The following is a 25842-nucleotide window of genomic DNA, read 5'->3' on the forward strand; positions in this document are numbered from 1 at the left end:
ACGCTATCGCAGGCAAGCCAGCTCCCACAGGTCAGAGCGACTCCAGGCAACCCGCCAAATCATTGCCTAACTTCTCCAGCACCTGCTCATAGCCCTGAGCGGTAGCCGGGGTATAACCGCCCAACGCATCCAACTCCGCCAGCTTCACCGGCAGACCGGAGACCAGCGTTTCCGCCAGACGCGGACGCAATGGCGGCTCGCTGAACACGCATGTCTTGCCGACTTCCTGCAAACGCGTACGCATCGCCGCCACATGCTGGGCGCCGGGTTGTACCTCAGCAGCCACGCTGAACACGCCGGCATGCTTAAGCCCGTAAGCCTCTTCGAAGTAATCGAAGGCTTCGTGGAACACGAAATAAGGCTTGCCATCGATCGGCGCCAAGCGGGCTTTCAGGCGAGCATCCAGAGCATCCAGGCGCTCGTCGAAGGCTTTAGCGTTGCTCTGGTAACGCGCGGCATTGGCCGGATCGGCGGCAGCCAGGTCAGCAGCCATGCGCGCAGCGATCACCCGAGCGTTGACGGTCGACAGCCACAAGTGCGCATCCAGGCTGCCTGGGCGGTGATCGTGGTCGTGTTCGTCGGCATCATCGGCATGGGAGTGGTTATCTTCAGCGAAACGACGCAACTTCATGCCTGGCAGATCCTGCACTGCCACTGTCGTAGCCGTACGACCTTTCAGCACGCGCGGCAGGAAACTCTCCATATCCGGGCCGATCCAGTACAGCAGGTCCACCGACTGCACACGCCGTACGTCGGATGGACGCAGCGCATAGTTATGCGGCGATGCACCCGGCGGCAATAACACCTCGGGAACGGCCACGCCATCCTGCACAGCCGCGGCAATCAACTGCAACGGTTTGATGCTGGTCAGTACCTTGACCTCGGCCTGAGCGGCGCCAGTGATGAACAAACTGGTGACAAATACGACAAAAACGGGAAAAAGTCGGGACACGATGACCACTCAATGGCGTAGGAACGGGTAACATAATAACGTCTCTATCAAATATCTGTCGCCGCTCATGCCTAAAACACCGCTTGCCAGCCGTCCCCACGACCACTCTCACTGCGTGCATACCGCGCTGTCGGAGGCCGAGACCCTGTGCACACAGAAGGGTCTGCGCCTGACCGCCCTGCGTCGCCGCGTGCTGGAACTGGTGTGGCAGAGCCACAAGCCGCTGGGCGCCTACGACATTCTCGGCGTGCTCAGCGAGCAAGATGGCCGCCGCGCCGCACCGCCGACCGTGTACCGTGCCCTGGATTTCCTGCTGGAAAACGGCCTGGTGCACCGCATCTCCTCATTGAACGCCTTTGTCGGCTGCAGCCACCCGGAACACGCACACCAGGGCCAGTTCCTGATTTGCCGCGAGTGCCACGCCGCCATCGAGCTTGAACAAAAAAGCATCAGCGATGCCATCATCAAGAGCTCTGCCGACGTCGGCTTTCAGGTCGAAGGGCAAACGGTCGAAGTGGTCGGCCTGTGCTCGGGTTGCCAGGGGGTTTGATGAGCAACGCGTTAATCCGCCTGGAACAGGTCGGGGTCACGTTCGCCGGGCAACACGTGCTGGATAACATCGCACTGAGCGTGGAACCTGGGCAGATCGTCACCCTGATCGGTCCCAACGGCGCCGGCAAGACCACCCTGGTACGCGCCGTACTCGGCCTGCTCAAGCCCGACACCGGCAGCGTGTGGCGCAAACCCAAGCTGCGCGTCGGCTACATGCCGCAGAAGCTGCACGTCGACCCGACCCTGCCACTGTCCGTGCTGCGCTTTCTGCGCCTGGTGCCGGGCGTGGACCGCGCCCGCGCCCAGGCTGCGCTAAAGGAAGTCGGCGCCGAACAGGTGATCGACAGCCCGGTGCAAAGCATCTCCGGCGGCGAAATGCAGCGCGTACTGCTGGCCCGAGCCTTGTTGCGCGAGCCGGAACTGCTGGTGCTGGATGAGCCGGTGCAAGGTGTCGACGTCGCCGGCCAGGCCGAGCTGTATAGCCTGATCACCCGCCTGCGCGACCGTCATGGTTGCGGCGTACTGATGGTCTCCCACGATTTGCACCTGGTGATGAGCACCACCGACCAAGTGGTATGCCTCAACCGTCACGTGTGCTGCTCCGGACACCCGGAGCAGGTCAGCGGCGACCCGGCGTTCGTCGAGCTGTTCGGTAAGAACGCCCAAAGCTTGGCGATTTACCACCACCATCACGACCACGCCCACGATTTGCATGGCGCCGTGGTCGACGATCCCGCCGCCCCTCACACCCACGTTCATGGAGATAGCTGCAAGCATGGCTGATTTTCTGCTCTACGCCCTGCTGGCAGGCTTGGCTTTGGCACTGGTGGCGGGCCCACTGGGCTCGTTCGTGGTCTGGCGGCGCATGGCTTATTTCGGCGACACCCTGTCCCACGCGGCGCTGCTGGGCGTGGCCATGGGCTTCTTGCTGGATGTGAGCCCGACCATCGCCGTGACCGTGGGCTGCCTGTTGCTGGCGGTGCTGCTGGTGACCCTGCAACAGCGCCAGCCGCTGGCCTCCGACACCTTGCTGGGCATCCTGGCACCGAGCACCCTGTCCCTGGGCCTGGTGGTGCTGAGCTTCATGCACGAAGTGCGCATCGACCTGATGGCCTACCTGTTCGGCGACCTGCTGGCCATTAGCACCACCGACCTGGCCTGGATCCTCGGCGGCAGCGCCGCCGTGCTGGTGTTGCTGGTCGCGCTATGGCGCCCATTGCTGGCGATTACCGTGCACGAAGAGCTGGCCACGGTCGAAGGCCTGCCTGTGCCGAGTCTGCGCATGGCCCTGATGTTGTTGATCGCCGTGGTGATTGCTGTCGCGATGAAGATTGTCGGCGTATTGTTGATCACGTCGCTGTTGATCATTCCCGCAGCCGCCGCCCAGCGCCATGCCCGTTCGCCGGAGCAGATGGCGATCGGCGCGAGCCTGCTGGGGATGCTTGCAGTGTGCGGGGGCTTGGCGCTGTCCTGGTTCAAGGACACGCCGGCCGGGCCATCGATTGTGGTCACGGCCGCCGCCCTGTTTTTGCTGAGTTTTGTCCTGCCCCGTCGAGGGGTGTAGACTTGCTCGCTTTTTGCGCAAATAGAGAGTCGCAGGAATGAAGCCGTTCACCTCCCGTTATCTGCTCCTTGCCGCATTTTCCCTGCTGCTGGGCGCCTGTCAAAGCACACCGCCCGCCGCCCCCGAGGCCCCGGACGCTCGCGCTGCGGCCATCGCGCAGCTGGAACAAAACCTGGCCAGCAGCGAGTTGGCCACCGCTGAAGATCAACTGGCAGCACTGCAGACCCAGTCGCCAAACGACCCGGCGCTGGAGGCCTACCAGCGGCAATTGGCCGAAGCCTATCTGCAGCGCAGCCAGATCGTGCTGCAAAAAGGTGACGTAAACGCCGCCGCCACCGCACTGAGCCGTGCCCGCGCCCTGATGCCCAAGGCCCCGGCGCTGACCGGTGGCGTAAACAGCGCCATCACTCACGCCCGCAAAGCCGAGCTGGACCAAGCCGAGGCCGCCCTGAAAGCCGCCGAAGCCAAACCCGCGGCCAAAGTCATCGACCCGGCAGCCCCCAGCACCACCGTGGCGCTGAACCTGACCCATATCGAAGAACTGCGACACCAGCTGGATGCAATTGCCACCGACGTGGTGAATTACCAGTGCGACGTGAGCATCCAGGCGCCGCGCACAGAGGATTACCCGTGGCTGGCCACGTTGCTGACCAAACGGGTGAAGCGTATCGATTCGGACTATGACCTGAAGATTCACCGTCAGATTCTGAAGAATATTCCTGCGCAAGTTGTGCTGATTCCGCGCAAGGCGGAATAAAAGCATCGCAGGCAAGCCATTTCCCATTTGAAGTGTGAACACATTCAAGTGTGGGAGCTGGCTTGCCTGCGATGACGCTCTAACAAACAGCTAATGATTTAAGCCGGAATCGCCTTAGCCTTAGGCTCACGATCCCAAACCCGATGCTGGCCGATGGCGGCAAAAAACGCCTTGAACGCCTTGGCATCCGACCCCACGATCAGCCCCGCATCCACCTCAAGCTTCAGCAGGTCCAACAATGGCTTGGCGTCACTGGCAACGGTAATCGCCTTCAGGTGCTTGTACGCCTCCAACAGGAAGTGCAACGCCACCCCATCACCGCTCAAGGCTTTCACCGAGTCCTTTCCGCCAGGGACAAACACCGCATCAAACGCAATGGACGGCATACCTTCCATCGACGCATCCACTGGCAGGCTCTTGCCATCGGCCGTTTTCACCGGCGCCGAGGTGGGCCCCAGCAACTTGGCGTGCGCACCCTCTGCTTCCAGTGCCTTTTTCAGCGCGGCAATCGCTACGCCGTCCACGCCATTGGCTGCCAGGATCGCGACCTTGCGGGTCTTGATATCGCCCGGCAGCAGGTTCGCCTGGCTCAATGCCGGCGAACGTTCCGGCTTGGTTTGACGCTCCGGCACGGTGCCTTTAGTCGGCGCTGGCAGCCCGAGGTTCTGTGCCACGCGCTTGGCCAGTTCCAGGTCGATATTGGCCAGGATCTCGTTGACCTGACGCGCGCGAATGAACTCACGCTCCACCTTGCCCAACTCAAAGCTATAAGCGGCGATGATGTGCTCTTGCTCGTGCTTGCTCATGCTGCGGAAGAACAGGCGCGCCTGGGAGAAGTGATCGCCGAACGACTCGCTGCGCTCACGGATCTTGTGGGCATCGATACGCTCCGGATAAGTCTCGAAGCCACCATCCTGTGCCGCCGGCGGGGTTTCCTTAGGCCAGCCGCCATCAATCGAATTCGGCTCGTAGGACGCACGGCCTTTGTCGATGGTGCTGCGGTGCATGGCATCACGCTGATTGTTATGCAACGGCGTCACGGGCTGGTTGATCGGCAACTGGTGAAAGTTCGGGCCGCCCAGTCGGCTGATCTGTGTATCGGTGTAGGAAAACAGCCGGCCTTGCAGCAGGGGGTCATTGGAGAAGTCGATACCCGGCACGATATGGCCAGGGCAGAACGCGACCTGCTCGACTTCTGCAAAGAAGTTATCCGGGTTACGGTTCAGCACCATCTTGCCCAGCGGCGTGATCGGCACCAGCTCTTCCGGAATCAGCTTGGTCGGGTCGAGAATATCGAAGTCGAATGCATGTTCCTTATCCTCGGGAATAACCTGCACGCCCAATTCCCACTCGGGGTAGTCGCCCATCTCAATGGCTTCCCAGAGATCACGACGGTGGTAGTCGGTATCTTTACCGGCCAGCTTTTGCGCCTCGTCCCACACCAGCGAGCAGGTGCCTGCGGTAGGGCGCCAATGGAATTTGACGAAGTTGGATTGACCCTCGGCATTCACCAGGCGGAAGGTATGCACGCCAAAGCCTTGCATGCTGCGTAGGCTCTTTGGAATGGCGCGGTCAGACATCGCCCAGATCACCATGTGAGCGGATTCGGGCTGCAGCGAAACGAAATCCCAGAAGGTATCGTGCGCCGATCCGCCGGTAGGAATTTCATTGTGTGGTTCAGGCTTTACGGCGTGCACGAAGTCAGGAAACTTGATCGCGTCCTGAATGAAAAATACCGGCATGTTGTTGCCCACCAGGTCGAAGTTGCCTTCTTCGGTGAAGAACTTAACCGCAAAACCGCGCACGTCACGCACCGTATCACCCGAGCCACGTGGACCCTGCACGGTGGAAAAGCGCGTGAACACCGGGGTTTTATGCCCAGGATCACGCAGGAACCCAGCCTTGGTCAGCGCCGAATGGTTCTCATACGTCTGGAAATAACCATGGGCGCCGGTGCCACGGGCATGCACGATGCGCTCCGGGATGCGTTCATGGTCAAAGTGCGTGATTTTTTCACGCATGATGAAGTCTTCCAGCAGCGATGGGCCACGGGAACCGACTTTCAAGGTGTTCTGGTTGTCGGAGATCTTCACGCCTTGGTTGGTGCGCAGGGCCTGGCCGGTCGCATCGGAGCGGAATTCTTCCAGGGCCTGCAGCTTGGCGTTGGTGTTGCCACGGTCCAGGGTATCGGTACCCGCGAGTTCACTCTTCAGCGGGGTGGCTGGCTTCTTGGTACTCATCAGACAAAACTCCTTATTCAAAGTGGCCAGAGCGGTCCCCGGCTCGTTTGAGCAAAACCCCAGGCACGGCACCTGGGAAATCGAGTTGCTTAAGTAGTGACTGATGGGGTTTTGGGCCGTTCCTTTTTTATGACCTTTGATCGCGTTATTGCCAAATCGCTGGTTGAATGCGAAATAAATGCTAAGAAACACTATACGGACAGGCTAAAATGCGCGCCCGGCTAACCGCTGATCCCTTTTCCATGCGCCCCACAAGGTTCGCTACGTGATCGAGTTTCAAAACGTCCATAAAACTTACCGCGTCGCCGGTAAGGATATTCCCGCGCTGCACTCCACCAGCTTGAGTGTCGAAAACGGCCAGGTGTTCGGCCTGATCGGCCACTCTGGTGCGGGTAAAAGCACCCTGCTGCGTCTGATCAACCGCCTCGAAGAACCGAGTGGCGGGAAGATCACGGTCGACGGCGAAGAAGTCACCGCGCTGGACGCCAACGGCCTGCGCCGTTTCCGCCAGCAGGTCGGGATGATCTTCCAGCACTTCAACCTCCTGGCGTCCAAGACCGTCGCCGACAACGTGGCGCTGCCGCTGACCCTGGCCGGCGAGTTGTCGCGCAAGGAGATCGACCAGCGCGTTGCAGAGTTGCTCGCTCGTGTCGGCCTGTCGGACCACGCCAAGAAGTACCCGGCGCAGTTGTCCGGTGGCCAGAAGCAGCGCGTCGGCATCGCCCGCGCCCTGGCGACCAAGCCAAAGATTTTGCTGTGCGACGAAGCCACCAGCGCCCTCGACCCACAGACCACCGCCTCGGTGCTGCAGCTGCTGGCCGAGATCAACCGCGAGTTGAAGCTGACCATCGTGCTGATCACCCATGAAATGGACGTGATCCGCCGCGTGTGCGACCAGGTGGCCGTGATGGACGCCGGCGTGATCGTCGAGCAAGGCTCGGTGGCCGACGTGTTCCTGCACCCCAAGCACCCGACCACCAAACGCTTCGTGCAAGAGTCCGAGCAGGTCGACGAAAACGAGCAACGCGACGACTTCGCCCACGTACCCGGCCGCATCGTGCGCCTGACGTTTCAGGGTGAAGCGACTTACGCGCCACTGCTGGGCACCGTCGCCCGCGAAACGGGTGTGGACTACAGCATCCTCGCCGGCCGTATCGACCGCATCAAAGACATCCCTTACGGGCAATTGACCCTCGCCGTCACCGGTGGCGACATGGAAGCCGCGTTTGCGCGCTTCACCGCCGCTGACGTCCACATGGAGATCCTGCGCTAATGGACGTCCTGTTGAGTTTCTTCGCCAATATCGACTGGTCCGAAATCTGGCTCGCCACCGGCGACACCATGACCATGCTGTTCGGCTCACTGTTCTTCACCGTAGTGCTCGGTCTGCCGCTGGGCGTGCTGTTGTTCCTGACCAGCCCGCGCCAACTGTTCGAACAGAAAGGCCTGTACGCGCTGCTGTCGCTGATCGTGAATATCCTGCGTTCGCTGCCGTTCATTATTCTGTTAATCGTGATGATCCCGTTCACCGTACTGATCACCGGCACTTCGCTGGGTGTGGCGGGGGCGATTCCACCGCTGGTCGTGGGCGCAACGCCGTTCTTCGCGCGGCTGGTGGAAACCGCCCTGCGTGAAGTGGACCGCGGCATCATCGAAGCCACCCAATCCATGGGCGCCAGCACGCGCCAGATCATCACCAACGCCTTGCTGCCCGAAGCCCGTCCCGGCATTTTCGCAGCGATTACGGTGACGGCGATTACACTGGTGTCCTACACGGCGATGGCCGGTGTCGTCGGTGCCGGTGGCTTGGGTGACCTGGCGATCCGTTTCGGGTACCAGCGTTTCCAGACCGATGTGATGGTGGTCACCGTGGTGATGCTGTTGATCCTGGTGCAAATTCTGCAAACCGTCGGCGACAAGCTGGTGGTGCACTTTTCTCGAAAATAACGGCCATTGCCGGCCGCAAGCCGGTACATGCCCGAACAAGGAGCTTGTTGGATGAAAAAACTACTGGTTGCTTTCGCCGCCGTTGCCGCGTTTTCCGCCCACGCCGAGACCATTACGGTCGCTGCTTCGCCGGTGCCTCATGCGGAAATCCTGGAATTCGTGAAACCTGCGCTCGCCAAAGAAGGCGTAGACCTGCAGGTCAAAGTCTTCACCGACTACGTGCAGCCGAACGTACAAGTCGCTGAAAAGCGCCTGGACGCCAACTTCTTCCAGCACCAGCCGTACCTGGATGAGTTCAACAAGGCCAAGGGCACTCACCTGGTGAGCGTCGGCGCCGTGCACCTGGAACCCCTGGGCGCCTACTCCAGCAAGTACAAGAAGCTGGACGAGCTGCCTAGCGGCGCAAACGTCGTGATCCCGAACGACGCCACCAACGGCGGCCGCGCGCTGTTGCTGCTGGCCAAGAATGGCCTGATCACCTTGAAGGACCCGACCAACATCCTGTCGACCATCAAGGACATCACCCAGAACGAAAAGAACCTGAAGTTCCGCGAACTGGAAGCCGCCACCCTGCCGCGCGTGCTGACCCAGGTCGACCTGGCGCTGATCAACACCAACTACGCGCTGGAAGCCAAGCTGGATCCGTCCAAGGACGCATTGGTCATCGAAGGCAGCGACTCGCCTTACGTGAACATCCTGGTGACGCGCGAAGACAACAAAGACTCGGACGCTGTGAAGAAGCTGGTTGCTGCCCTGCACACGCCTGAAGTGAAGAAATTCATCGAAGAGAAGTACAAAGGCGCGATCAAGCCAGCGTTCTGATCTGACTCGATCTCCCAAACACTGGAGATCAAAAAATGTGGGAGCGGGCTTGCTCGCGAATGCGGAGTGTCAGTCGACGAAGATGTTGGCTGGCCCCCCGCAATCGCAGGCAAGCCAGCTCCCACATCTGCTTTGTGTTGTTGGCAGGGTTGGCGTCCGACTTATTTACGCAGTAGCAAGCCGGGCAATTGCGCTACCAGCTTCTGATTGTTCAACGGCGCCCGGATAAACCCACGCTGGGTCCCATCCGGTCCGATCAGCGCCAGGTTGCCACTGTGGTCGACGGTGTAGTTGGGCTTGCTGGTATCGGCCGGAATGAACGGAATGCTCACCGCATTCGACACCTTCTGCACCTCCTCCACGTTTGCGCCGGTCAGGCCCTGGAACTGCGGGTCGAAGTAGCCCAGGTACTGCTTGAGCTGAGTCGGCGTGTCGCGGTTCGGGTCGACGCTGACCAGGATCACCTGCAACTTATCCACAACGTCCTTGGGCAGTTCGCTCTTGATCTGGCGCAGCTGGGCGAGGGTGGTCGGGCAGATATCCGGGCAGAAGGTGTAGCCGAAGAACAGCAGGCTCCACTTGCCTTTCAATTCGTTGACCACCACTGGCTGGCCGTCCTGGTTGGTCATGGTCACCGGCGGCAACTGACGGCTTTGCGGCAACAGGATGATGCCAGCGTCAATCAAGGCGGTAGGGTCACCCTGGCCTTTGCCCGAGAGCACTTTGTTAACGGTCAGGCCCATGATCAATGCCACCAGGGCCACCAGGATGAAGACAGTTTTTTGAGTTCGAGTCATAGGTTCAACAGTAGGTAGTGGTCAAGGAGCAGCGCGATAAACAGCAGCAGCAAGTACCAGATAGAGTACTTGAAGGTGTTGATCGCCGCGTGCGGCCGACCGCCACGGTACAACACCCAGGCCCATTGCAGAAAGCGCCCGCCCAACAGCAGTGCACACGCAAGGTACAAGGGGCCGCTCATGTGGATCACATAGGGCATCAGGCTCACCGCCAGCAAGGCGCAGGTGTAGAGCAGGATATGCACCTTGGTGTAGTGCTCGCCGTGGGTCACCGGCAGCATCGGGATATCCGCCTTGGCGTATTCCTCCTTGCGGTGAATGGCCAGGGCCCAGAAGTGCGGCGGCGTCCAGGCGAAGATGATCAGCATCAACAGCAGGGGCTCGGCGCTGACATGCCCGGTGACCGCGACCCAGCCCAGCAGTGGCGGCGCAGCACCGGCCAGGCCACCGATGACGATATTCTGCGGCGTCGCACGCTTGAGAAAGCCGGTGTAGATCACCGCATAACCGAGCAGCGAGGCCAGCGTCAGCCAAGCCGCCAGCGGATTGGTGAACGCCAGCAACAGCGCCAATCCTGCAACAGCCAGAAACAATGCAAACGCCAACGCCGCCAGCGGCGATACCCGCCCCTCCGCCAGCGGCCGCTTGTGAGTGCGCGCCATCACCGCATCGATACGCCGATCCACCACATGATTGACCGCCGCCGCACCGCCCGCGCACAGGGCAATCCCCAGGTTGCCAAATACCAGTACCGTCCACGGCACGCCGGCACGGGTCGCCAGGAACATCCCCACCAGCGAGGTGATGAGCATCAGCACCACCACCTTCGGCTTGGTCAGCTCCAGGTAATCACGCCAGATCGCCGGCCCCTGACGCGCGCCGATCAAGGTCGCCATGGCATTTCTCCTTTAAGGGTGATGAGGCCCGATACGTGTTTACGCGGAATGAAACGCCAACCGAACGGCAACTGGTTGCGCACCCGGACCAGGCTGGTGCGGGCGTGGTAGTTGACCAGAACCAGCGTCAGCAACAAGGCCGCACCACCCGCGTTATGCCCGACCGCAACCGGCAGCGGCAGGTGGAAATACACATTGCTCAGGCCCAGGCAGATTTGCGCCACCAGGGCGATCAGCAGCAAGCCCGCCAAGCGTGTCATACCCACTGCACGCAGTTGCCAGGCCAGGCCGAGCAGCACCAGGCTGACGATGACGGCGCCAATGCGATGGGTCAGGTGGATGGCGGTGCGTGCCTCACTGTCCAGCTGCCCGCCCAGGTAGTTGGGCCCGATGTGCTGGGTAAGATGAAAACCGTTGGCAAAATCCGCTGCCGGCCACCATTCGCCATGGCACGTCGGCAAATCGATACAGGCCACCGCCGCGTAGTTGGAACTGACCCACCCCCCCAGCGCGATCTGGCCGATCACCAGCACCAGGCCCGCCGTCGCCCAATATTGCAGGCGCCTGGGCACAATCAAGGCGGGCAATACGCCGGACAAGCGCAGGGTCAGCAGAAACAGCAGGCTCAAGGTCGCAAAACCGCCTAACAAATGCCCGGTGACCACCTGCGGCCACAGCTTCAGCGTCACCGTCCACATGCCAAACGCGGCCTGCGCGAATACCACCGCCAGCACAAAGAGCGGCAACTTCACCGGCTGGCCTGGATCGCGCCGATGGCTCCACGAACGCGCGGCCAGCAGCACGATCAGCAAGCCCAGGGTGCCGGCGAAGTAGCGATGGGTCATCTCGGCCCAGCCCTTGTCCGCCTCGACCGGCGTATCAGGGAAATGCAGCTCGGCATGGGCCAACTGGGCTTCGGTCTTCGGCACGCTGATGAAGCCATAGCAGCCCGGCCAATCCGGGCAACCCAGACCGGCGTGGGTCAGGCGCGTATAGGCGCCGAGCAGCACGACGATCAGTGCCAGCAGGGTGGCAAACAACGCGAGGCGAAATCCAGGCTTGGCCATGACGATGCCCTTATCCGATGTTCGACAGTTTCAGCAGAAGGCGCAGGTCGTTGAGCAAGTCCTTGCCCTTGACCTTGGCGTCATAGCGCAGCACCAGGTTGCCGTGGGGATCGACAATCCACAGCTGCGCGTCACCCGGCGCGGCGGCGTGCTTGGTGAAGGTCGACAAGTCCAGCGAGTAGCGTTGCAACTGTGGATATTCCACTTTCAGCTTGGCCTCGTACTCCGCGCTCACCGGTTGCGCACTGGCCAGGGCATGGCTGGCACGGGAGGCATCACGGCCCAGGCTGATTTGCAGTTGGCGTGCGAGGTACACCAATTGCTGGCAATCGGCTGCACAGGCGGTGGGCGCGGTTACCAGCAGTTGCCAGCGCTGCTCATCGGCCTGTACGCCTATATCAGCGCGGGTCTGGCCATTACCGATCATCTCTCCGTGGTAGCTGCGGCTCTGCGGTACCCAAAACTGCAGCTTGTACATGAAGGTGGCCAGCGCCATCGGGCCGATCACCATCATCAGAATCAGGATCAACTGCCAACGGCCTTTGCGCCGATCGGACGTTTCAGACATGTTGAGTGGATTGGTGGCCGCTCCCATGGGGCTTCTCCTTTTTGTTGTGCCATCCGAGGTAGAGATAAAGCGCCAGCAACGCCAGCGACATGGCGAACCACTGCACGGCATACGCCACGTGTTTTTCCGGGCCCATGGCGACGATTGGCCAGGTGGTTTCGTAGGTGCCGGGGCCGGCTTCGGCCCGCAGTTCGTAGGCGAATCCGTTGCGGCCCAGCTCGGACCAGAGCGCGGCAGGGTGCAAGGCCGTCAGCAGACGCGGCCATTGCGCGGTCGTGGGGTCCGCGCGCAACTGGAAGGTTTCGCCAGGCGCGATGTACACCCAGGCGTCAAGATTCACAGGCTGATCCGGCGTGGTGAAGATGGGCGGCGTGCGCCGATCCGGCCAGGGCAGCCAACCGCGATTGAGCAACAGCCACAGGCCGCTGGCCTGGTCGTGGAAGGGTTGCAACAGCTCTACGCCGGCTTTGCCGTCGCGCAGGCGATTGTCGAGAAACACGCTGTGCTCAGCGTCGAATTGACCGCGCAACCGCACGCGGCGAAAGGCGGGGTCAGCCTTGTCGTTGAGCTGCGCGCTGCTGATCGGGTCAGCCGCGCGCCGGTCGGCATAACTGTCCACCAGCAACTGCTTTTCATGGCCGCGAGACAGCTGCCAAAACCCCAGACCCACCATCAACGGCAGCAGCACCAACACCACCACAGTGGGTGCGACGCCTGGACGAAAGCATTTTATGGCGCTGGCTATACTTGTTTTCATTGCCCGCCCATCCCATTGGAGCCAGACCATGCTCAAAGCCGCTATTGCCCTGATGCTGATCGCGACCGTTGTGAGCCTGTTCAGTGGCTTGTTCTTCCTGGTCAAGGACGAGGGCAACTCCAACCGCCTCGTCACTGCCTTGACCGTACGTGTCGTGCTGGCCGTGATCACCGTGGCGCTGATCGCCTGGGGCTTTTTCAGCGGCCAACTGGTTTCTCATGCGCCGTGGTAGGGCGCCTCACAGCACATAGACGAAGAAAAACAGCCCGATCCACACCACATCCACAAAGTGCCAATACCAACTGGCCGCCTCGAAACCGAACTGGTGCTCGGCATTGAAATGCCCCTTGAGGATGCGCATCAGCATCACGAACAAAATAACGGTGCCAATGGTGACGTGGGCGCCGTGGAAGCCGGTGAGCATGAAGAACGTCGCGCCGTACACGCCAGAGCCCAAGGTCAGGCCCAGCTCTTTGTAGGCGTGGATGTATTCCTCAGCCTGGAACCCGAGGAATGCCAGGCCCAACAGCACGGTGATCGCCAACCAGATTTTCAGCGCGCCGCGATGACCTTTGCGCAGCGCATGGTGGGCAATGGTGATGGTCACGCTGGAGCTCACCAGCAGGATGGTGTTCACCAGCGGCAGGCCCCAGGGGCTGATGGTGCCTTCCGGTGCCGGGTACATCTTCGGATCGGGGTTGTTCAGCAACGGCCAGGCAAATTCGAAGTTCGGCCACAGCATGTGCGCAATGCCCTTGTGGCCCTCGCCACCCAGCCACGGACCGGACATGTGCCGTACATAAAAAAGCGCACCGAAGAATGCGATAAAGAACATCACCTCGGAAAAGATGAACCAGGTCATGCCCCAGCGGAACGAGCGGTCCATCTGCGAACTGTACAAACCGGCACGGCTTTCCTTGATCACCGCGCCGAACCAGCCGAACAGCATGTAAGCCAGCAACAGCCCGCCGACGAAAAAGATCCACGGGCCGTGGGATTCCGCGCGCGCGGCCTTGAGGTCGTTGAACCACAGACCCAACCCGTACACCGTGATCAACAGGCCAAACGTGGCAATTATTGGCCATTTGCTTTGTGCTGGTACGTAGTACGTATCATGAGACGACATGTATTCGCTCTCCTGATTGAGGGGGCAAACAGTAGCTAGCCGCCGCTGTGGACAGCCACCGGCGGTTGGCGCGCAGTGATGTCGAACAGCGTGTACGCCAGGGTCAGATGCTTCACATCCTTGGGCATGTCGCGGTCGACGATAAAACGCACCGGCATCTCGATGCGTTGGCCCGGTTGCAGCACTTGCTGGGTGAAGCAAAAGCACTCGGTCTTGTGGAAGTACATCGCCGCTTCGGCCGGGGAAATACTGGGGACGGCCTGGGCAGTCATTGGCTTATCGGTAGGGTTGTGCGCCACGAACAGCATCTCGGTCACCGCGCCCGGGTTAACGACTACCTCGTCAGCCTTGGCATAAAAATCCCAGACCATGTCGATGGCGTTGGTGGACAAAAACTGCACTCGCACCTGGCGCGAGGAATCGACGATCTGCTCGCCCTCGTACTGCCCGGCCGTCTTGCCGTTGATGCCGAATGCCTTGCACATCACGTCGTAGATCGGCACCAGTGCAAAGCCGAAGGCGAACATCGCCACCACCAGGATCAGCAGCCGCGTGACCAGGCGCTTGGTGGGCAAGGACTCAGCCATGGCAGCCTCCCATCGTCCTGTTCATTTGACCTCCGGTGGCGTGGTGAACGTGTGGTACGGCGCAGGCGAAGGGATGCTCCACTCCAGGCCTTCAGCGCCATCCCAAGGCTTGGCCGGCGCGGGTGTACCGCCACGGATGCACTTGATCACAATGAACAGGAAGAAGATCTGCGTGGCGCCGAACATGAACGCGCCGACCGACGAGACCATGTTGAAGTCGGCGAACTGCAGGTTGTAGTCCGGCACCCGCCGCGGCATACCCGCCAGCCCGACGAAGTGCATCGGGAAAAACGCCATGTTCATGCCCACGAAAGACAGCCAGAAGTGCAGCTTGCCCAGGGTTTCGTCGTACATGTGGCCAGTCCATTTCGGCAGCCAGTAGTAGGCCGAAGCGAAGATGCCGAAGATCGCACCGGGCACCAGTACGTAATGGAAATGCGCCACCACGAAATAGGTGTCGTGGTACTGGAAGTCCGCCGGAGCAATCGCCAGCATCAGCCCGGAGAACCCACCGATGGTGAACAGGATCACAAAGGCCACGGCAAACAGCATCGGCGTCTCGAAGGTCAGCGAGCCTTGCCACATGGTGCTGACCCAGTTGAACACCTTCACCCCCGTGGGCACGGCGATCAGCAACGTGGCGTACATGAAGAACAGCTCGCCCACCAGCGGGATGCCCACCACAAACATGTGGTGCGCCCACACGATGAACGAGAGGAACGCGATACTCGCCGTGGCGTAGACCATCGAGGTGTAGCCGAACAGCGGCTTGCGCGAGAAGGTCGGGATGATCGAGCTGACGGCGCCAAAGGCCGGCAGGATCATGATGTACACCTCGGGATGGCCGAAGAACCAGAACACGTGCTGGAACAGCACCGGGTCACCGCCGCCAGCGGCACTGAAGAAGCTGGTGCCGAAGTGGATATCCATCAGCATCATGGTCACGCAACCGGCCAGCACCGGCATGACCGCAATCAGCAGGAACGCGGTGATCAGCCAGGTCCAGACAAACAGCGGCATTTTCATCAACGTCATGCCGGGGGCGCGCAGGTTGAGAATGGTGGCGACCACATTGATCGCGCCCATGATCGAGCTGATGCCCATCAGGTGGATCGCGAAGATAAAGAACGTCACGCTTTCCGGCGCATAGGTGGTCGAGAGCGGGGCGTAGAAGGTCCAGCCGAAGTTCGGCCCACCGCCCGGCGTGAACAGCGTTGAGACCAACAGCAGGAACGCCGCCGGTAACAGCCAGAAGCTGAAGTTGTTCATGCGCGGCAGGGCCATATCGGGCGCGCCGATCATCAACGGGATCATCCAGTTGGCCAGGCCTACAAACGCTGGCATCACCGCGCCGAACACCATGATCAGCCCGTGCATGGTGGTCATCTGGTTGAAGAACGCCGGCTGCACAATCTGCAGGCCTGGCTGGAACAACTCGGCCCGGATCACCATGGCAAATGAGCCGCCGAGCAGGAACATGGCAAAAGCGAACCACAGGTACAGGGTGCCGATGTCTTTGTGGTTGGTGGTCAGCACCCAGCGCATCAACCCCTTGGCGGGGCCGTGGGCATGGTCGGCGTGACCATGGTCATCAATCACAGCGCTCATGGCCGTTCTCCTGCAAGCGAGTGGGCGGGGCGGGTCGAGGTAGACGCCTTGAGGTAAGTCATTTGCTTTCCGCCTGCTTGATGGCCAGCACGTCTTTAGGCGTGACCATGTCGCCTTTGTTGTTGCCCCAGGCATTGCGCTCGTAGGTCACTACGGCAGCGATATCCACTTCCGAGAGCTGTTTGCCAAAGGCCGCCATCGCGGTGCCGGGCTTGCCGTGATAGACAATGCTCAGGTGATCAGCTGCGGGGCCGGTGGCGATCTTCGAGCCCTTGAGCGCCGGAAACATCGGCGGCAGGCCCTGGCCTTCGGCCTGGTGACAGGCCACGCAGGTGGTGTGGTAGACCTTGTCGCCACGGGCCACCAGCTCTTCCAACGTCCACTCTTTAGAGGTCAGCTCTTTGAGCTTGGCCGCCTCTGCCTTGCGCTCGCCAAGCCAGGTCTCGTAATCGGCCTTGGACTTGACCTCGACCACAATGGGCATGAAGCCGTGGTCCTTGCCGCACAGTTCGGCGCACTGGCCACGGTAGATGCCGGGTTTCTCAACGCGGGTCCAGGCCTCATTGACGAAACCGGGAATGGCGTCGCGCTTGACCGCAAAGGCCGGCACCCACCAGGAGTGGATCACGTCGGCGGCCGTCACCAGAAAGCGCACCTTGGCGCCCACTGGCAATACCAGGGGCTGGTCGACTTCCAGCAGGTAGTGTTCACCTTTGGTCGCCTGGTTGTGGATCTGCTCGGCAGGCGTGGCCAGGTTGCTGAAGAACTCCACGTCCTGGCCCAGGTATTTGTAATGCCACTTCCACTGATAGCCGGTGACCTGGATATCGATATCCGACTCACTGCTGTCGTAGATATTGATCAAGGTCTTGGTCGCAGGAATGGCCATCGCGATCAGGATCAACAAGGGCACGACGGTCCAGAGGATTTCCACGGTGGTGCTCTCGTGGAACTTGGCCGCGACCTGGCCCGTGGACCGGCGATGAAGGATCATCGACCAGAACATCGCGCCAAACACGATGATGCCGATCACCACACAGATCCAGAAAATGGTCATGTGCAGGTCGAACACAGCGTGACTGACTTCTGTCGCCCCTGGCGCCATATTCGTTGTCCAGGCGGCATGTGCCTGGCCGAATACCGACCACAACAGGAGGCCCATCCAAACGTGTGGATGTCGCATCATTGCGGGTTCCCCTTATCGTTCTTGTTATCCCGCCGGTTTGCACCTGCGTCGAAGGGAGCGGCTTCCATACTGCTTACAACCGCCTGGCCTTGCCTGCTTATGCAGTCTGGCGTCATCAGCTAATCGCGTACAAACCCGAGTATAGACACGCTCTGCAACCCTGCAATGCGTAGGGGCAAATGAGTAGAAATGACCGGAAATAGCCAATAAAACCGGGAGCGGAATCGTTTATCCGACGAACGATGGCAATTCGATATAACGGGGGCGCATAACCATGAAATAATTATGACAAATGCGTCTTAGACGCTCGTATAAACGAGCTACCTTATCCTCTCCCTTTTCCTACACCTGCATCACTGGAGCTTTCATGAACACCGCCGCATTGCGCGAGCAGATTTCCCGTGCCCATCAACACGAAGCCAGCACAGGCCAGCTTGCCCAGCAACTGGAAAAACAATTGCCGCACCTGCATTCGGCCATCTCCCTGGCTGACGGTGATCGCCACATTGTCATGACCCGCTTTGTCACCGCCTACATCGATCTCGTCCCCGATTTACTCGACGCCGCCAACGACGTGGCCCGCGAAGCGGGTATCGAAAGCCAGATCAAGCCGGTGCTGAAGATCGCCGAGCATTTCTTCCTGCAACCGCCCGCCATCCTCGCCGGCCACGAAGGGCTCGACGGCCTGCTGGACGAGGCCTACCTGGCGCATCGATTGGTGGAAGAGGTGAACGATCTCTATATCAAGCATTTTGGCCAGCCATTGATTCCGGCCGACACGACTGTCGCTAATGTCATCGCCCACCAACTGATCGGCGAAGCCTTCGCCAACCAGTTGGATGAGGCGGTACACCACGCCGTGGATGAAATGCTCAACGAAGACAGCTTTGCGCTGGAGTCGGTCGAAGCCTATCGCGAACAGCTGAAGAGCCCGGACACAGAAGCGGCGTGGAAACGCTGGCCGTGCCTGTCGCGGCAGTTGGGGGTTGAGTTGGCGTTGGATCAGCCCGCCTAGATCTTCGATCTAATACAAAACCCATGTGGGAGCGGGCTTGCTCGCGAATGCGGTGGCTCAGTCAACATTTCCGGTGACTGACACCCTGCATTCGCGAGCAAGCCCGCTCCCACATTTTTGATCCGGTTTCGTCAGCCCACAGACGGCGCCGAACCTATCCCCGTCGTCGTCCGCACCCGACCTTCCAACCGGCGCTTCAACCCGCGCGCTTCGATCACCAGCGTCGAGCCCTTGGCCGCATTGGCCCGCCCCCATTCTTCCAGTAGCTCCAGGCAGGAATGGTCGATGTAACTCAAGTTGCTCAACGGCACGTGCACGGTGCTGCCCGCAGGTACCGTCGAGAGCACCTGAGTCAACGCCGGCACCTTCAGGAAGGTCGCCGCCCCCGTCAGACGCAGCTCCATCTCTCCTTCCTGGGGCAAGTCGATCAAGCTGACCTTGAGCCGCGAAGCCTTGAACGCCAGCTTGACCAACGTCAACCCAAAGCCCACCAGTACGCCGGTCAGCAGGTCGGTAAAGATGATCGCCAACGCCGTGGCTGCGTAGGTAAACATCGGCATCCGCCCATAGCGCCCCAGTGCCTTGAACGCCTTGATGTCCACCAGCTTGATCCCGGTGTACACCAACACACCCGCCAGGCTCGCCACCGGGATGCTTTGCAGCACACTCGACAGCAACAGCACGAACGCCAGCAGCCACAGCCCGTGGAACATCGCCGACAAACGCGTGGTCGCACCGGCCTGCACGTTGGCCGAGCTGCGCACGATCACTCCAGTCATCGGCAAGGCACCAAGCAGACCACAGAGCATGTTACCGACACCCTGGGCGGACAACTCCTTATCGAAATCAGAACGCTGACCACTGTGCATGCGGTCGACCGCCGCGGCGGAGAGCAGGGTTTCGGCGCTCGCGATAAACGCCACGGCGAAGGCGGCAATCAGCAACTGGGGGTCAGCGAGGTTGAGCAGGTCGCTGGGACGCAGCCAGTCGATAGCGTCGGCGAGGTTTTCCGGGACTTCCACGCGTTTGACCTGCAACGCCAGCACCAGGCTGACCACCGTGGTCAGGCCTACACCCAACAAGGCACCCGGCACAAAGCGCAGGCGTTGCGGGCGTAATTTGTCCCAGGCGTACATCACCAGCATCGTCGACAAACCGAGCAATCCCGCCTGCCAACCCAGGCCGCCGCCCAGGATAGGAATCGCCTCGGCCAACGCCGCTGGGAACCCCGTCAGGTTATCCAGCCCAGAAGGCTTGGGCGCGCCGTCGAGCATCACGTGAATCTGGGATAACACAATCAATACGCCAATCCCCGCCAGCATACCGTACACCACCGCCGGCGCCGTGACGCGGAACCAGCAGCCCAGGCGCAAACGCCCGGCCACCAGTTGCAGGAAACCCGCCAACAACAGGATCGGCCCGAGCATCAGCATGCCGTGCTGGCGCACCAGCTCGAACACCAACACCGCCAGGCCCGCCGCCGGGCCACTGACCTGCAGCGGCGAGCCTGCCAACCAACCCACCACCAGGCCACCGATGATTCCGGTGATCAAGCCCTTGGCCGGGGGCATGCCTGAGGCAATCGCGATCCCCATGCACAGCGGCAGGGCGACCAGAAACACAACCACAGAGGCGAGCAGCTCCCGTGGCAGTACAGCTTTCAATTGAGCAGCACGCATGATGACTCTCCCGAGGCATTTACCGGGCGCGGCAAAGCCTGGCTGCGTCCATGGCAGCCACCGCTTTACCCGGCAGGGAAGTGTTTTAGAAGCGCGCTTTAGGCGTCGCGGAAGGAATCGGCCCGTCGCCGCTCAATGGGCGGAACGCAGACTGGTCCGCATCGTAGGCCCGGATTTCACTGGTCTCGATGTTGTAGATCCAACCATGAATAAATAAATGACCGTTGGCCATGCGCGAAGCCACGGAGGGGTGGGTGCGCAAATGTTGCAGCTGGGCGATGACGTTTTCTTCGGTCAGCACCTTCATGCTCTCGCCTTCGTTGGCGCAGTCGCAATTGTCATGGACCATGGTCTTGGCGACCTCGGCATGCCGCAACCAGGCTTTGACCGTCGGCATCTTCTCCAGGCTGTCGGGGTTGAGTACCGCGCGCATGGCGCCGCAATCGGAGTGCCCGCAGACGATGATGTGCTGTACGCCCAAGGCCAGTACCGCGTACTCGATGGCCGTGGACACACCGCCGTTCATCTGGCCGTAAGGCGGCACCACGTTGCCGACGTTACGCGTCACGAACAGGTCGCCAGGCGAACTTTGGGTGATCAGCTCGGGCACGATGCGCGAGTCGGCACAGGTAATGAACATCGCCCGTGGGCTCTGAGCCGTGGCAAGTTTTTTGAAGAGCTCTTCCTGCTGGGGGAAGACGTCGTGATGGAAATGCAAAAAGCCGTCAACGATATGCTTTAGCGCTGCATCGGCGGTTTCAGCCACCGAAGAGGCAGAAGCCGACGCAGCCAACGGCTGTTTATCCTTGTCACTCATGATTCATCCTCTTGATTAATGCAGGGGAGTTTTCAGGTCAGTTCGACGCTTAGCCAATGGAAAAGTTGTAATACGCCAGAGGCCAGAGCGCCGACTCATCAGTCACTCGCTGAACAAGGTAACCGTCGAAACTTAACTCAAACTGAATGAACCGCTCTAGATCGCGGGTTTCAGTGATATCAAAACGCGACCATTCCTACAGGAGTTTCGCGTTTCACCTCTTCAGTTTACAACAAAGCCATCTGTCTGCCCGGAGGGCAAAAGGCCGTGCAATCCAGATTAAAACCTTCCCGCCGATCAAGACCAAGACGCTTGATCGCTTTACTGAAGCGTTGAGCCAGCAAATCGGCAAACGGCCCTTCACCCCGCATGCGCACGCCGAAGCGGCTGTCATACACCTCACCACCACGCACCTGGCGCACCAGGCTCATCACATGGGTCGCGCGCTGCGGGTAATGCGCCGCCAGCCACTCTTCGAACAGCGGCGCCACCTCCAGCGGCAGGCGCAGCATCATGTACGCGGCACTTTGCGCGCCAGCGGCATGGGCTTCGGTCAGCAGACTCTCCAATTCACTGTCGTTGATCATCGGGATCATCGGCGAACACAACACGCCCACCGGAATCCCCGCCTCACGCATCACCCGAATCGCCCGCAACCGTGCCTTGGGCGCCGCCGTGCGTGGCTCCAGGATGCGCTTGAGTTCGTCGTCCAGGCTGGTGAGGCTGATCATCACGGCCACCAGCCGCTGGCGCGCCAACTCAGTGAGCAGGTCCAGATCGCGCAAAATCAGCGATCCCTTGGTGATAATGGTCACCGGGTGGCGATAGCGCAGCAGCACTTCCAGGATTTGCCGGGTGATCTTGTACTCGCGCTCGATCGGCTGGTACGGGTCGGTATTGGACCCCAGATTGATCGGCGCGCACACATAACCCGGCTTCGACAGTTGCTGCTCCAACACATCGGCGGCGTTGGTCTTGGCGATCAGTTTGGTTTCGAAATCCAACCCCGGTGACATGTCCCAATAAGCATGGCTGGGCCGCGCATAGCAGTAGATGCAGCCATGCTCGCAGCCACGGTAGGGGTTGATCGAACGATCAAACGGCAGGTCCGGCGAGTTGTTGCGGGTGATGATGCTCTTGGCCGTCTCGATACGCACTTCAGTGCCCTGAGTCGGTGGCACTTCCTGAAACCAACCATCGTCCTCGGCCACGCTCACCGTAGGCGCAAAGCGGTTATGCAGGTTGGTGGCCGTGCCTCGGCCACGGGGCGGCAGGAGAGAACTCATGGGCATACCTCTATACTGTATCCACATACAGTATTTGAACCTGGCATTTCGCGCCAGCACCGTCGAGCGGGAAGTTTCGAGGCCATCTCCTGACAGCTGAAAACGCACCGTATTACATACGAACTTTCACGACATAAATCGCCACACTTGAGTCGTGGATTAAACTTTTGTTCTGCAACTATGATCCAGTCTCAACTTAGTAACCAACCAGAAGGACCTCTATATGTCTCAGGACGAACTGCGCTTAACGTGTGAAGATTTTGAAAAAGATAACAGCCCTGAAGTGTTGCTCGAACGTTTTAACAATGGGGTTCTTTCGTACGCCATGTACGCCTCTTCATCCAGGAAAGACGGCCACTACGACACCACATCATCGCCAACGGACCTGGACAATGACGGCGACTTTGACGACGAGGACAAGGCAATTTTTCTGACCATGGCCAACGCGTTTGCAATGACCTGCCAGAAAACTCGGAATTAAACTAATTACACCGACTAACTACAGCCGCCCAACTTATATCAATAACCTATAAGTTGGGCTTCCCACTCTAACTTTAGTTAATTCTTATCGCCCGATTTTTTACGTATGTCTGCAACTTGAGCAGCACTGATTGCGCCACCTGTATTACCCCAGCTGCCCCGGACAAAACTGACAACATCAGCCACTTCCTGATCCGACAGGCGCCAAGCGAATGCCGGCATGGTGAACGTGGACGGTGCCGTGTGAGTGGCCGGCAAGGTACCACCGTTCAACACGATATTGATCAATGATGTGGCATCCGCCGTCTGCAACACCGGGTTGCCCGCCAGCGCTGGGAACACCCGTGTGTAGCCATGGCCGTCGGTACGGTGGCAGGCCGCGCAGTTGTCGATATACACCGAGGCGCCCCGCTGGCTGTCGTCGCCTTTCCACAAGGCCTCGGCCACTTGCTTGTCATACGTGTGCGGTGAGTCCTTGGGGTCCACCGCCGGTAAACTCTTGAGGTAACGGGCGATAGCCGTCAGGTCATTTTCCGACATGTACTGCATGCTGTGGACGACAACGTCGCTCATGCCACCAAATACTGCGCTGCGGTCACTGCGGCCGGTCTTGAGGAACTGCACCAGTTGCTCCTCGCTCCAGCTACCGAGGCCGTCCTTGTGATCGCCACGCAGGCTTTTCGCGATCCAGCCTTCGAGCGGCGCGCTGCCGGCCAGGAAGGCGTTGCCATCAGTGGCACTCAGGGCTTTTTCCTGCATGGTCAACGCCCGTGGCGTATGGCACGCACCGCAATGGCCAAGGCCCTCCACCAGGTAGGCACCCCGGCTGATCACCGGGTCGACGACGGCTTGCGCCTGATGCTCCTCGACGGCAGGCGCAAACATCCAGCGCCATGCCGCCAACGGCCAGCGCATGCTCAAGGGCCACGGAATGTCACTGTCCTTGTTCTCTTGAGCGACGGGTTCCACCCCCTTCATGAAGTACGCGTACAACGCCTGCATATCGCTGTCGCTGACACGTGCGTAAGACGGGTAGGGCATCGCCGGGTAGAGCGTACTACCGCTCTTGGCGACGCCATGGCGCACAGCCTTGTCGAAGTCTTCGAAGCTGTAGTCGCCCAGGCCGCTCTTGTCCGGGGTGATGTTGGTGGAATAGATCACGCCAATGGGGGTTTCCATTGGCAGGCCACCGGCAAACGGTTTTCCGCCCTTGGCGGTGTGGCAGGCCACGCAGTCACCCGCGCGGGCCAGGTATTCACCTTGCTTGATCAAGTCAGTTTCAGCGGCGCTGACAGAGCAACTGCTGAAAAACGCGAAGGTCGCGATAACAAGTGCTTTCATGGTCATCGCTCCTTATGCCTGAACCAGTGGGCCGGGGTTTTTCAGGTACTGCTCGCGGATCGCCCGCGCCGACCAGTAGGTCAACGCCGCCACCAGGCCTGTAGGGTTGTAGCCCAAGCCTTGTGGGAAAGCGGATGCACCTGGGACAAACACGTTGTGCACATCCCAGCACTGCAGGTAGCGATTCAATGCACTGGTTTTCGGGTCGGTGCCCATGATCGCGCCACCGTTGAGGTGGGTGGTCTGGTACGACGCCGTGTTGAAGTGTTCGCCGACTTTTTTGCCGAGCACGGCAATTGCCTTGGGGTTCATCGCTTCAGCGACCTTGCCCATTTTCTCGACCATGAAGCGGTTCATCTTGATGTCGTTTTCCTGCCAATCGAACGTCATCCGCAGCAACGGCTGGCCGTAGGCATCGCGGTACACCGGGTCCAGATCCAGGTAGTTACCCCGGTAGGATTGATGGGCACCGTGGGCATCCATCGACACCTGGTGGGTGTAGTAATCGGCGGTGGCGCGCTTCCAGGCGCTGCCCCACGCCGGGGTGCCCGGCGGGTTGGACGTACCGGCAATCGGTCGACTGCCGGCCTGGTTGACCCACATCGGCGAACCGCCCACAAAGCCATGAGGCCCGTGGTCGAAGTTGTCGGCGTTGAAATCATCGATGGCCACGCCATTGCCGCCGGCGCCGATGAAGTTGTTGGTGTGGGTGTCCTTGTCGAAGAACGCCTTGATGGTGGCCATGTTCTGGTAGGCGAAGTTTCTGCCCACCACGCCCTCGTTGGTGATCGGGTCGTAGGGCTTGCCGATACCGGAGAGCAGCATCAAGCGCACATTGTGGAACTGGAATGCGCCGAGGATCACCAACTCCGCTGGTTGCTCGCATTCCCGGCCCTGGGCGTCGATGTAAGTCACGCCAGTGGCCTTGCTCTTGGTGCTGTCGAGGTTGACCTTGAGCACGTGGGAATTGGGCCGCAGTTCAAAGTTCGGCACCTGGCGCAACGCCGGCAGGATGTTCACGTTCGGCGATGCCTTGGAATACATGTAGCAGACGTAGCCGCTGCAAAAACCACAAAAATTGCACGGCCCCATCTGGGCGCCATAGGGATTGGTGTAAGGCCCCGAGGTGTTGGCTGAGGGCAGGTTGTAGGGTTTGTAACCCACCTCGGCAGCCGCTTTCTGAAACAGTTGTGCGGAGACGGTGTTTTTCTGCGACTCCAGCGGGAAAGGGTTGGAGCGATCCGGCGCATACGGGTTACCGCCACGGCCTTCGCCTACCAATTGCCCTTTTACGGTCCAAGCCTGTCCAGAGGTGCCGAAGACTTTTTCCGCGTAGTCGAAAAACGGCTCCAGCTCTTCGTAGCTCACGCCGAAGTCCTGGATGGTCATGTCCTTGGGAATGAAGTGTTTGCCGTAGCGTTCTTCATAGTGGCTGCGCATGCGCAACTCGATCGGGTCGACACGGAAATGCACGCCGGACCAGTGCAGGCCCGCTCCGCCCACACCATTGCCCGGCAGAAATGCGCCCAGCTGACGGTTGGGCAGGGCAACGTCATTCACGCTATGGCGAATGGTCACTGTCTCCTTGGAGATGTCCTGGAAGAGTTTTTTACGCACGCTGTAGGTCAATTCGTCGATGACCTGGGGATAGTTGCCGTCGGGGTAAGTGTCCTGCATAGGACCGCGCTCCAGCGCTACCACGTTGAGGCCTGCTTCTGTCAGCTCCTTGGCCATGATCGCGCCGGTCCAGCCGAAGCCTACGATCACTGCATCCACTTTCTTCATAATGGTCGCCACG

Annotated in this window: 26 protein-coding genes; 10 read left to right on the top strand and 16 right to left on the bottom strand. The window is 60.3% G+C overall.

The genetic code is table 11. From position 1 onward, the window contains the following. Positions 1–31: 31 nt before the first annotated feature. The gene (locus tag AB4O08_RS12135; protein ID WP_021491401.1) at positions 32–961 is read right to left on the bottom strand and encodes a zinc ABC transporter substrate-binding protein ZnuA; all 930 of its coding nucleotides are present in this window, start codon (positions 959–961) and stop codon (positions 32–34) included. A gap of 58 nt (positions 962–1019) precedes the next feature. Between AB4O08_RS12135 and AB4O08_RS12140 the strand changes: the two genes are divergently transcribed. Genes AB4O08_RS12140 through AB4O08_RS12155 form a run of 4 tightly spaced genes read left to right on the top strand, consistent with a single transcriptional unit; the run spans position 1020 to position 3825 of the window. Next, entirely contained in the window at positions 1020–1502 is a 483-nt protein-coding gene (locus AB4O08_RS12140) for a Fur family transcriptional regulator (RefSeq protein ID WP_010207825.1), read from the top strand. After that, the gene (gene znuC / locus AB4O08_RS12145) at positions 1502–2287 is read left to right on the top strand and encodes a zinc ABC transporter ATP-binding protein ZnuC (RefSeq protein ID WP_010207823.1); all 786 of its coding nucleotides are present in this window, start codon (positions 1502–1504) and stop codon (positions 2285–2287) included. Before AB4O08_RS12140 ends, znuC begins: the two co-directional genes overlap by 1 nt. Continuing rightward, entirely contained in the window at positions 2280–3068 is a 789-nt protein-coding gene (gene znuB / locus AB4O08_RS12150) for a zinc ABC transporter permease subunit ZnuB (protein WP_010207821.1), read from the top strand. Before znuC ends, znuB begins: the two co-directional genes overlap by 8 nt. Positions 3069–3105: 37 nt before the next feature. Next, entirely contained in the window at positions 3106–3825 is a 720-nt protein-coding gene (locus tag AB4O08_RS12155; RefSeq protein WP_038452470.1) for a PA5502 family lipoprotein, read from the top strand. A gap of 98 nt (positions 3826–3923) precedes the next feature. Here the strand turns inward: AB4O08_RS12155 and katE are convergent, their stop codons facing one another. Then, on the bottom strand, positions 3924–6065 hold the full coding sequence (gene katE, locus AB4O08_RS12160) for a catalase HPII (RefSeq protein WP_010207817.1): 2142 nt from the start codon (positions 6063–6065) through the stop codon (positions 3924–3926). Between the two features lie 265 nt (positions 6066–6330). Between katE and AB4O08_RS12165 the strand changes: the two genes are divergently transcribed. The 3 genes from AB4O08_RS12165 to AB4O08_RS12175 are packed head-to-tail and all read left to right on the top strand — an operon-like array spanning position 6331 to position 8834. Next, positions 6331–7338 carry a methionine ABC transporter ATP-binding protein gene (locus AB4O08_RS12165; protein WP_010207815.1) on the top strand — a complete coding sequence of 336 codons (1008 nt, stop codon included), beginning with the start codon at positions 6331–6333 and terminating at the stop codon, positions 7336–7338. Continuing rightward, positions 7338–8012 carry a methionine ABC transporter permease gene (locus tag AB4O08_RS12170; RefSeq protein ID WP_010207814.1) on the top strand — a complete coding sequence of 225 codons (675 nt, stop codon included), beginning with the start codon at positions 7338–7340 and terminating at the stop codon, positions 8010–8012. Before AB4O08_RS12165 ends, AB4O08_RS12170 begins: the two co-directional genes overlap by 1 nt. A 51-nt stretch (positions 8013–8063) precedes the next feature. Then, entirely contained in the window at positions 8064–8834 is a 771-nt protein-coding gene (locus tag AB4O08_RS12175) for a MetQ/NlpA family ABC transporter substrate-binding protein (protein ID WP_010207813.1), read from the top strand. Between the two features lie 161 nt (positions 8835–8995). Here AB4O08_RS12175 and AB4O08_RS12180 read toward each other — a convergent pair whose 3' ends face one another. The 5 genes from AB4O08_RS12180 to AB4O08_RS12200 are packed head-to-tail and all read right to left on the bottom strand — an operon-like array spanning position 8996 to position 12919. Further along, the gene (locus tag AB4O08_RS12180; protein WP_010207811.1) at positions 8996–9631 is read right to left on the bottom strand and encodes an SCO family protein; all 636 of its coding nucleotides are present in this window, start codon (positions 9629–9631) and stop codon (positions 8996–8998) included. Beyond that, entirely contained in the window at positions 9628–10527 is a 900-nt protein-coding gene (cyoE, locus tag AB4O08_RS12185) for a heme o synthase (protein WP_460114152.1), read from the bottom strand. The genes AB4O08_RS12180 and cyoE overlap by 4 nt, the downstream gene beginning before the upstream one ends. Beyond that, positions 10515–11594 carry a COX15/CtaA family protein gene (locus tag AB4O08_RS12190; protein WP_010207809.1) on the bottom strand — a complete coding sequence of 360 codons (1080 nt, stop codon included), beginning with the start codon at positions 11592–11594 and terminating at the stop codon, positions 10515–10517. The genes cyoE and AB4O08_RS12190 overlap by 13 nt, the downstream gene beginning before the upstream one ends. 10 nt (positions 11595–11604) lie before the next feature. Next, positions 11605–12189, bottom strand: coding sequence for a hypothetical protein (locus AB4O08_RS12195; RefSeq protein ID WP_047542368.1), 585 nt, complete (start codon positions 12187–12189; stop codon positions 11605–11607). Further along, positions 12155–12919 carry an SURF1 family protein gene (locus AB4O08_RS12200; protein ID WP_305375426.1) on the bottom strand — a complete coding sequence of 255 codons (765 nt, stop codon included), beginning with the start codon at positions 12917–12919 and terminating at the stop codon, positions 12155–12157. The genes AB4O08_RS12195 and AB4O08_RS12200 overlap by 35 nt, the downstream gene beginning before the upstream one ends. A gap of 28 nt (positions 12920–12947) precedes the next feature. Here AB4O08_RS12200 and AB4O08_RS12205 point away from each other — a divergent pair, with 28 nt between their 5' ends. Beyond that, a complete protein-coding gene (locus tag AB4O08_RS12205) occupies positions 12948–13151 on the top strand; it encodes a twin transmembrane helix small protein (RefSeq protein WP_016978774.1) in 204 nt (67 codons plus the stop codon). 6 nt (positions 13152–13157) lie between these two features. Here AB4O08_RS12205 and AB4O08_RS12210 read toward each other — a convergent pair whose 3' ends face one another. Genes AB4O08_RS12210 through coxB form a run of 4 tightly spaced genes read right to left on the bottom strand, consistent with a single transcriptional unit; the run spans position 13158 to position 17426 of the window. Beyond that, a complete protein-coding gene (locus tag AB4O08_RS12210; RefSeq protein ID WP_010207803.1) occupies positions 13158–14045 on the bottom strand; it encodes a cytochrome c oxidase subunit 3 in 888 nt (295 codons plus the stop codon). Positions 14046–14080: 35 nt separating this feature from the next. Beyond that, positions 14081–14632, bottom strand: coding sequence for a cytochrome c oxidase assembly protein (locus AB4O08_RS12215; protein ID WP_010207802.1), 552 nt, complete (start codon positions 14630–14632; stop codon positions 14081–14083). A 21-nt stretch (positions 14633–14653) separates the two neighbouring features. After that, entirely contained in the window at positions 14654–16240 is a 1587-nt protein-coding gene (ctaD, locus tag AB4O08_RS12220) for a cytochrome c oxidase subunit I (protein WP_010207801.1), read from the bottom strand. Positions 16241–16298: 58 nt separating this feature from the next. Then, positions 16299–17426: a cytochrome c oxidase subunit II gene (gene coxB / locus AB4O08_RS12225; RefSeq protein WP_010207796.1), complete on the bottom strand. Its 1128-nt coding sequence runs from the start codon at positions 17424–17426 to the stop codon at positions 16299–16301. A gap of 367 nt (positions 17427–17793) precedes the next feature. Between coxB and AB4O08_RS12230 the strand changes: the two genes are divergently transcribed. Next, on the top strand, positions 17794–18441 hold the full coding sequence (locus tag AB4O08_RS12230) for a hypothetical protein (protein ID WP_021491407.1): 648 nt from the start codon (positions 17794–17796) through the stop codon (positions 18439–18441). Positions 18442–18572: 131 nt separating this feature from the next. On the opposite strand, the gene AB4O08_RS12235 is transcribed toward AB4O08_RS12230, so the two are convergent. The 3 genes from AB4O08_RS12235 to AB4O08_RS12245 all read right to left on the bottom strand — a co-directional run bounded on the left by AB4O08_RS12235 (position 18573) and on the right by AB4O08_RS12245 (position 22223). Then, on the bottom strand, positions 18573–20120 hold the full coding sequence (locus AB4O08_RS12235; RefSeq protein ID WP_305375425.1) for a SulP family inorganic anion transporter: 1548 nt from the start codon (positions 20118–20120) through the stop codon (positions 18573–18575). 85 nt (positions 20121–20205) lie between these two features. Further along, positions 20206–20937, bottom strand: a complete 732-nt coding sequence (locus AB4O08_RS12240; RefSeq protein WP_010207792.1) for a carbonic anhydrase — start codon at positions 20935–20937, stop codon at positions 20206–20208. Between the two features lie 227 nt (positions 20938–21164). Continuing rightward, on the bottom strand, positions 21165–22223 hold the full coding sequence (locus AB4O08_RS12245) for a PA0069 family radical SAM protein (RefSeq protein WP_198729810.1): 1059 nt from the start codon (positions 22221–22223) through the stop codon (positions 21165–21167). Positions 22224–22446: 223 nt separating this feature from the next. On the opposite strand from AB4O08_RS12245, the gene AB4O08_RS12250 reads away from it, so the two are divergent. Next, positions 22447–22704 carry a hypothetical protein gene (locus tag AB4O08_RS12250; protein WP_021491408.1) on the top strand — a complete coding sequence of 86 codons (258 nt, stop codon included), beginning with the start codon at positions 22447–22449 and terminating at the stop codon, positions 22702–22704. 77 nt (positions 22705–22781) lie between these two features. Here AB4O08_RS12250 and AB4O08_RS12255 read toward each other — a convergent pair whose 3' ends face one another. Both AB4O08_RS12255 and AB4O08_RS12260 read right to left on the bottom strand, forming a co-directional pair. Continuing rightward, positions 22782–24044 carry a cytochrome c gene (locus AB4O08_RS12255; protein ID WP_044286402.1) on the bottom strand — a complete coding sequence of 421 codons (1263 nt, stop codon included), beginning with the start codon at positions 24042–24044 and terminating at the stop codon, positions 22782–22784. A gap of 12 nt (positions 24045–24056) precedes the next feature. Further along, the gene (locus tag AB4O08_RS12260) at positions 24057–25841 is read right to left on the bottom strand and encodes a GMC family oxidoreductase (protein ID WP_010207781.1); all 1785 of its coding nucleotides are present in this window, start codon (positions 25839–25841) and stop codon (positions 24057–24059) included. Position 25842 lies beyond the last annotated feature (1 nt).

It is taken from the genome of Pseudomonas sp. H3_E07 (assembly GCF_054668895.1).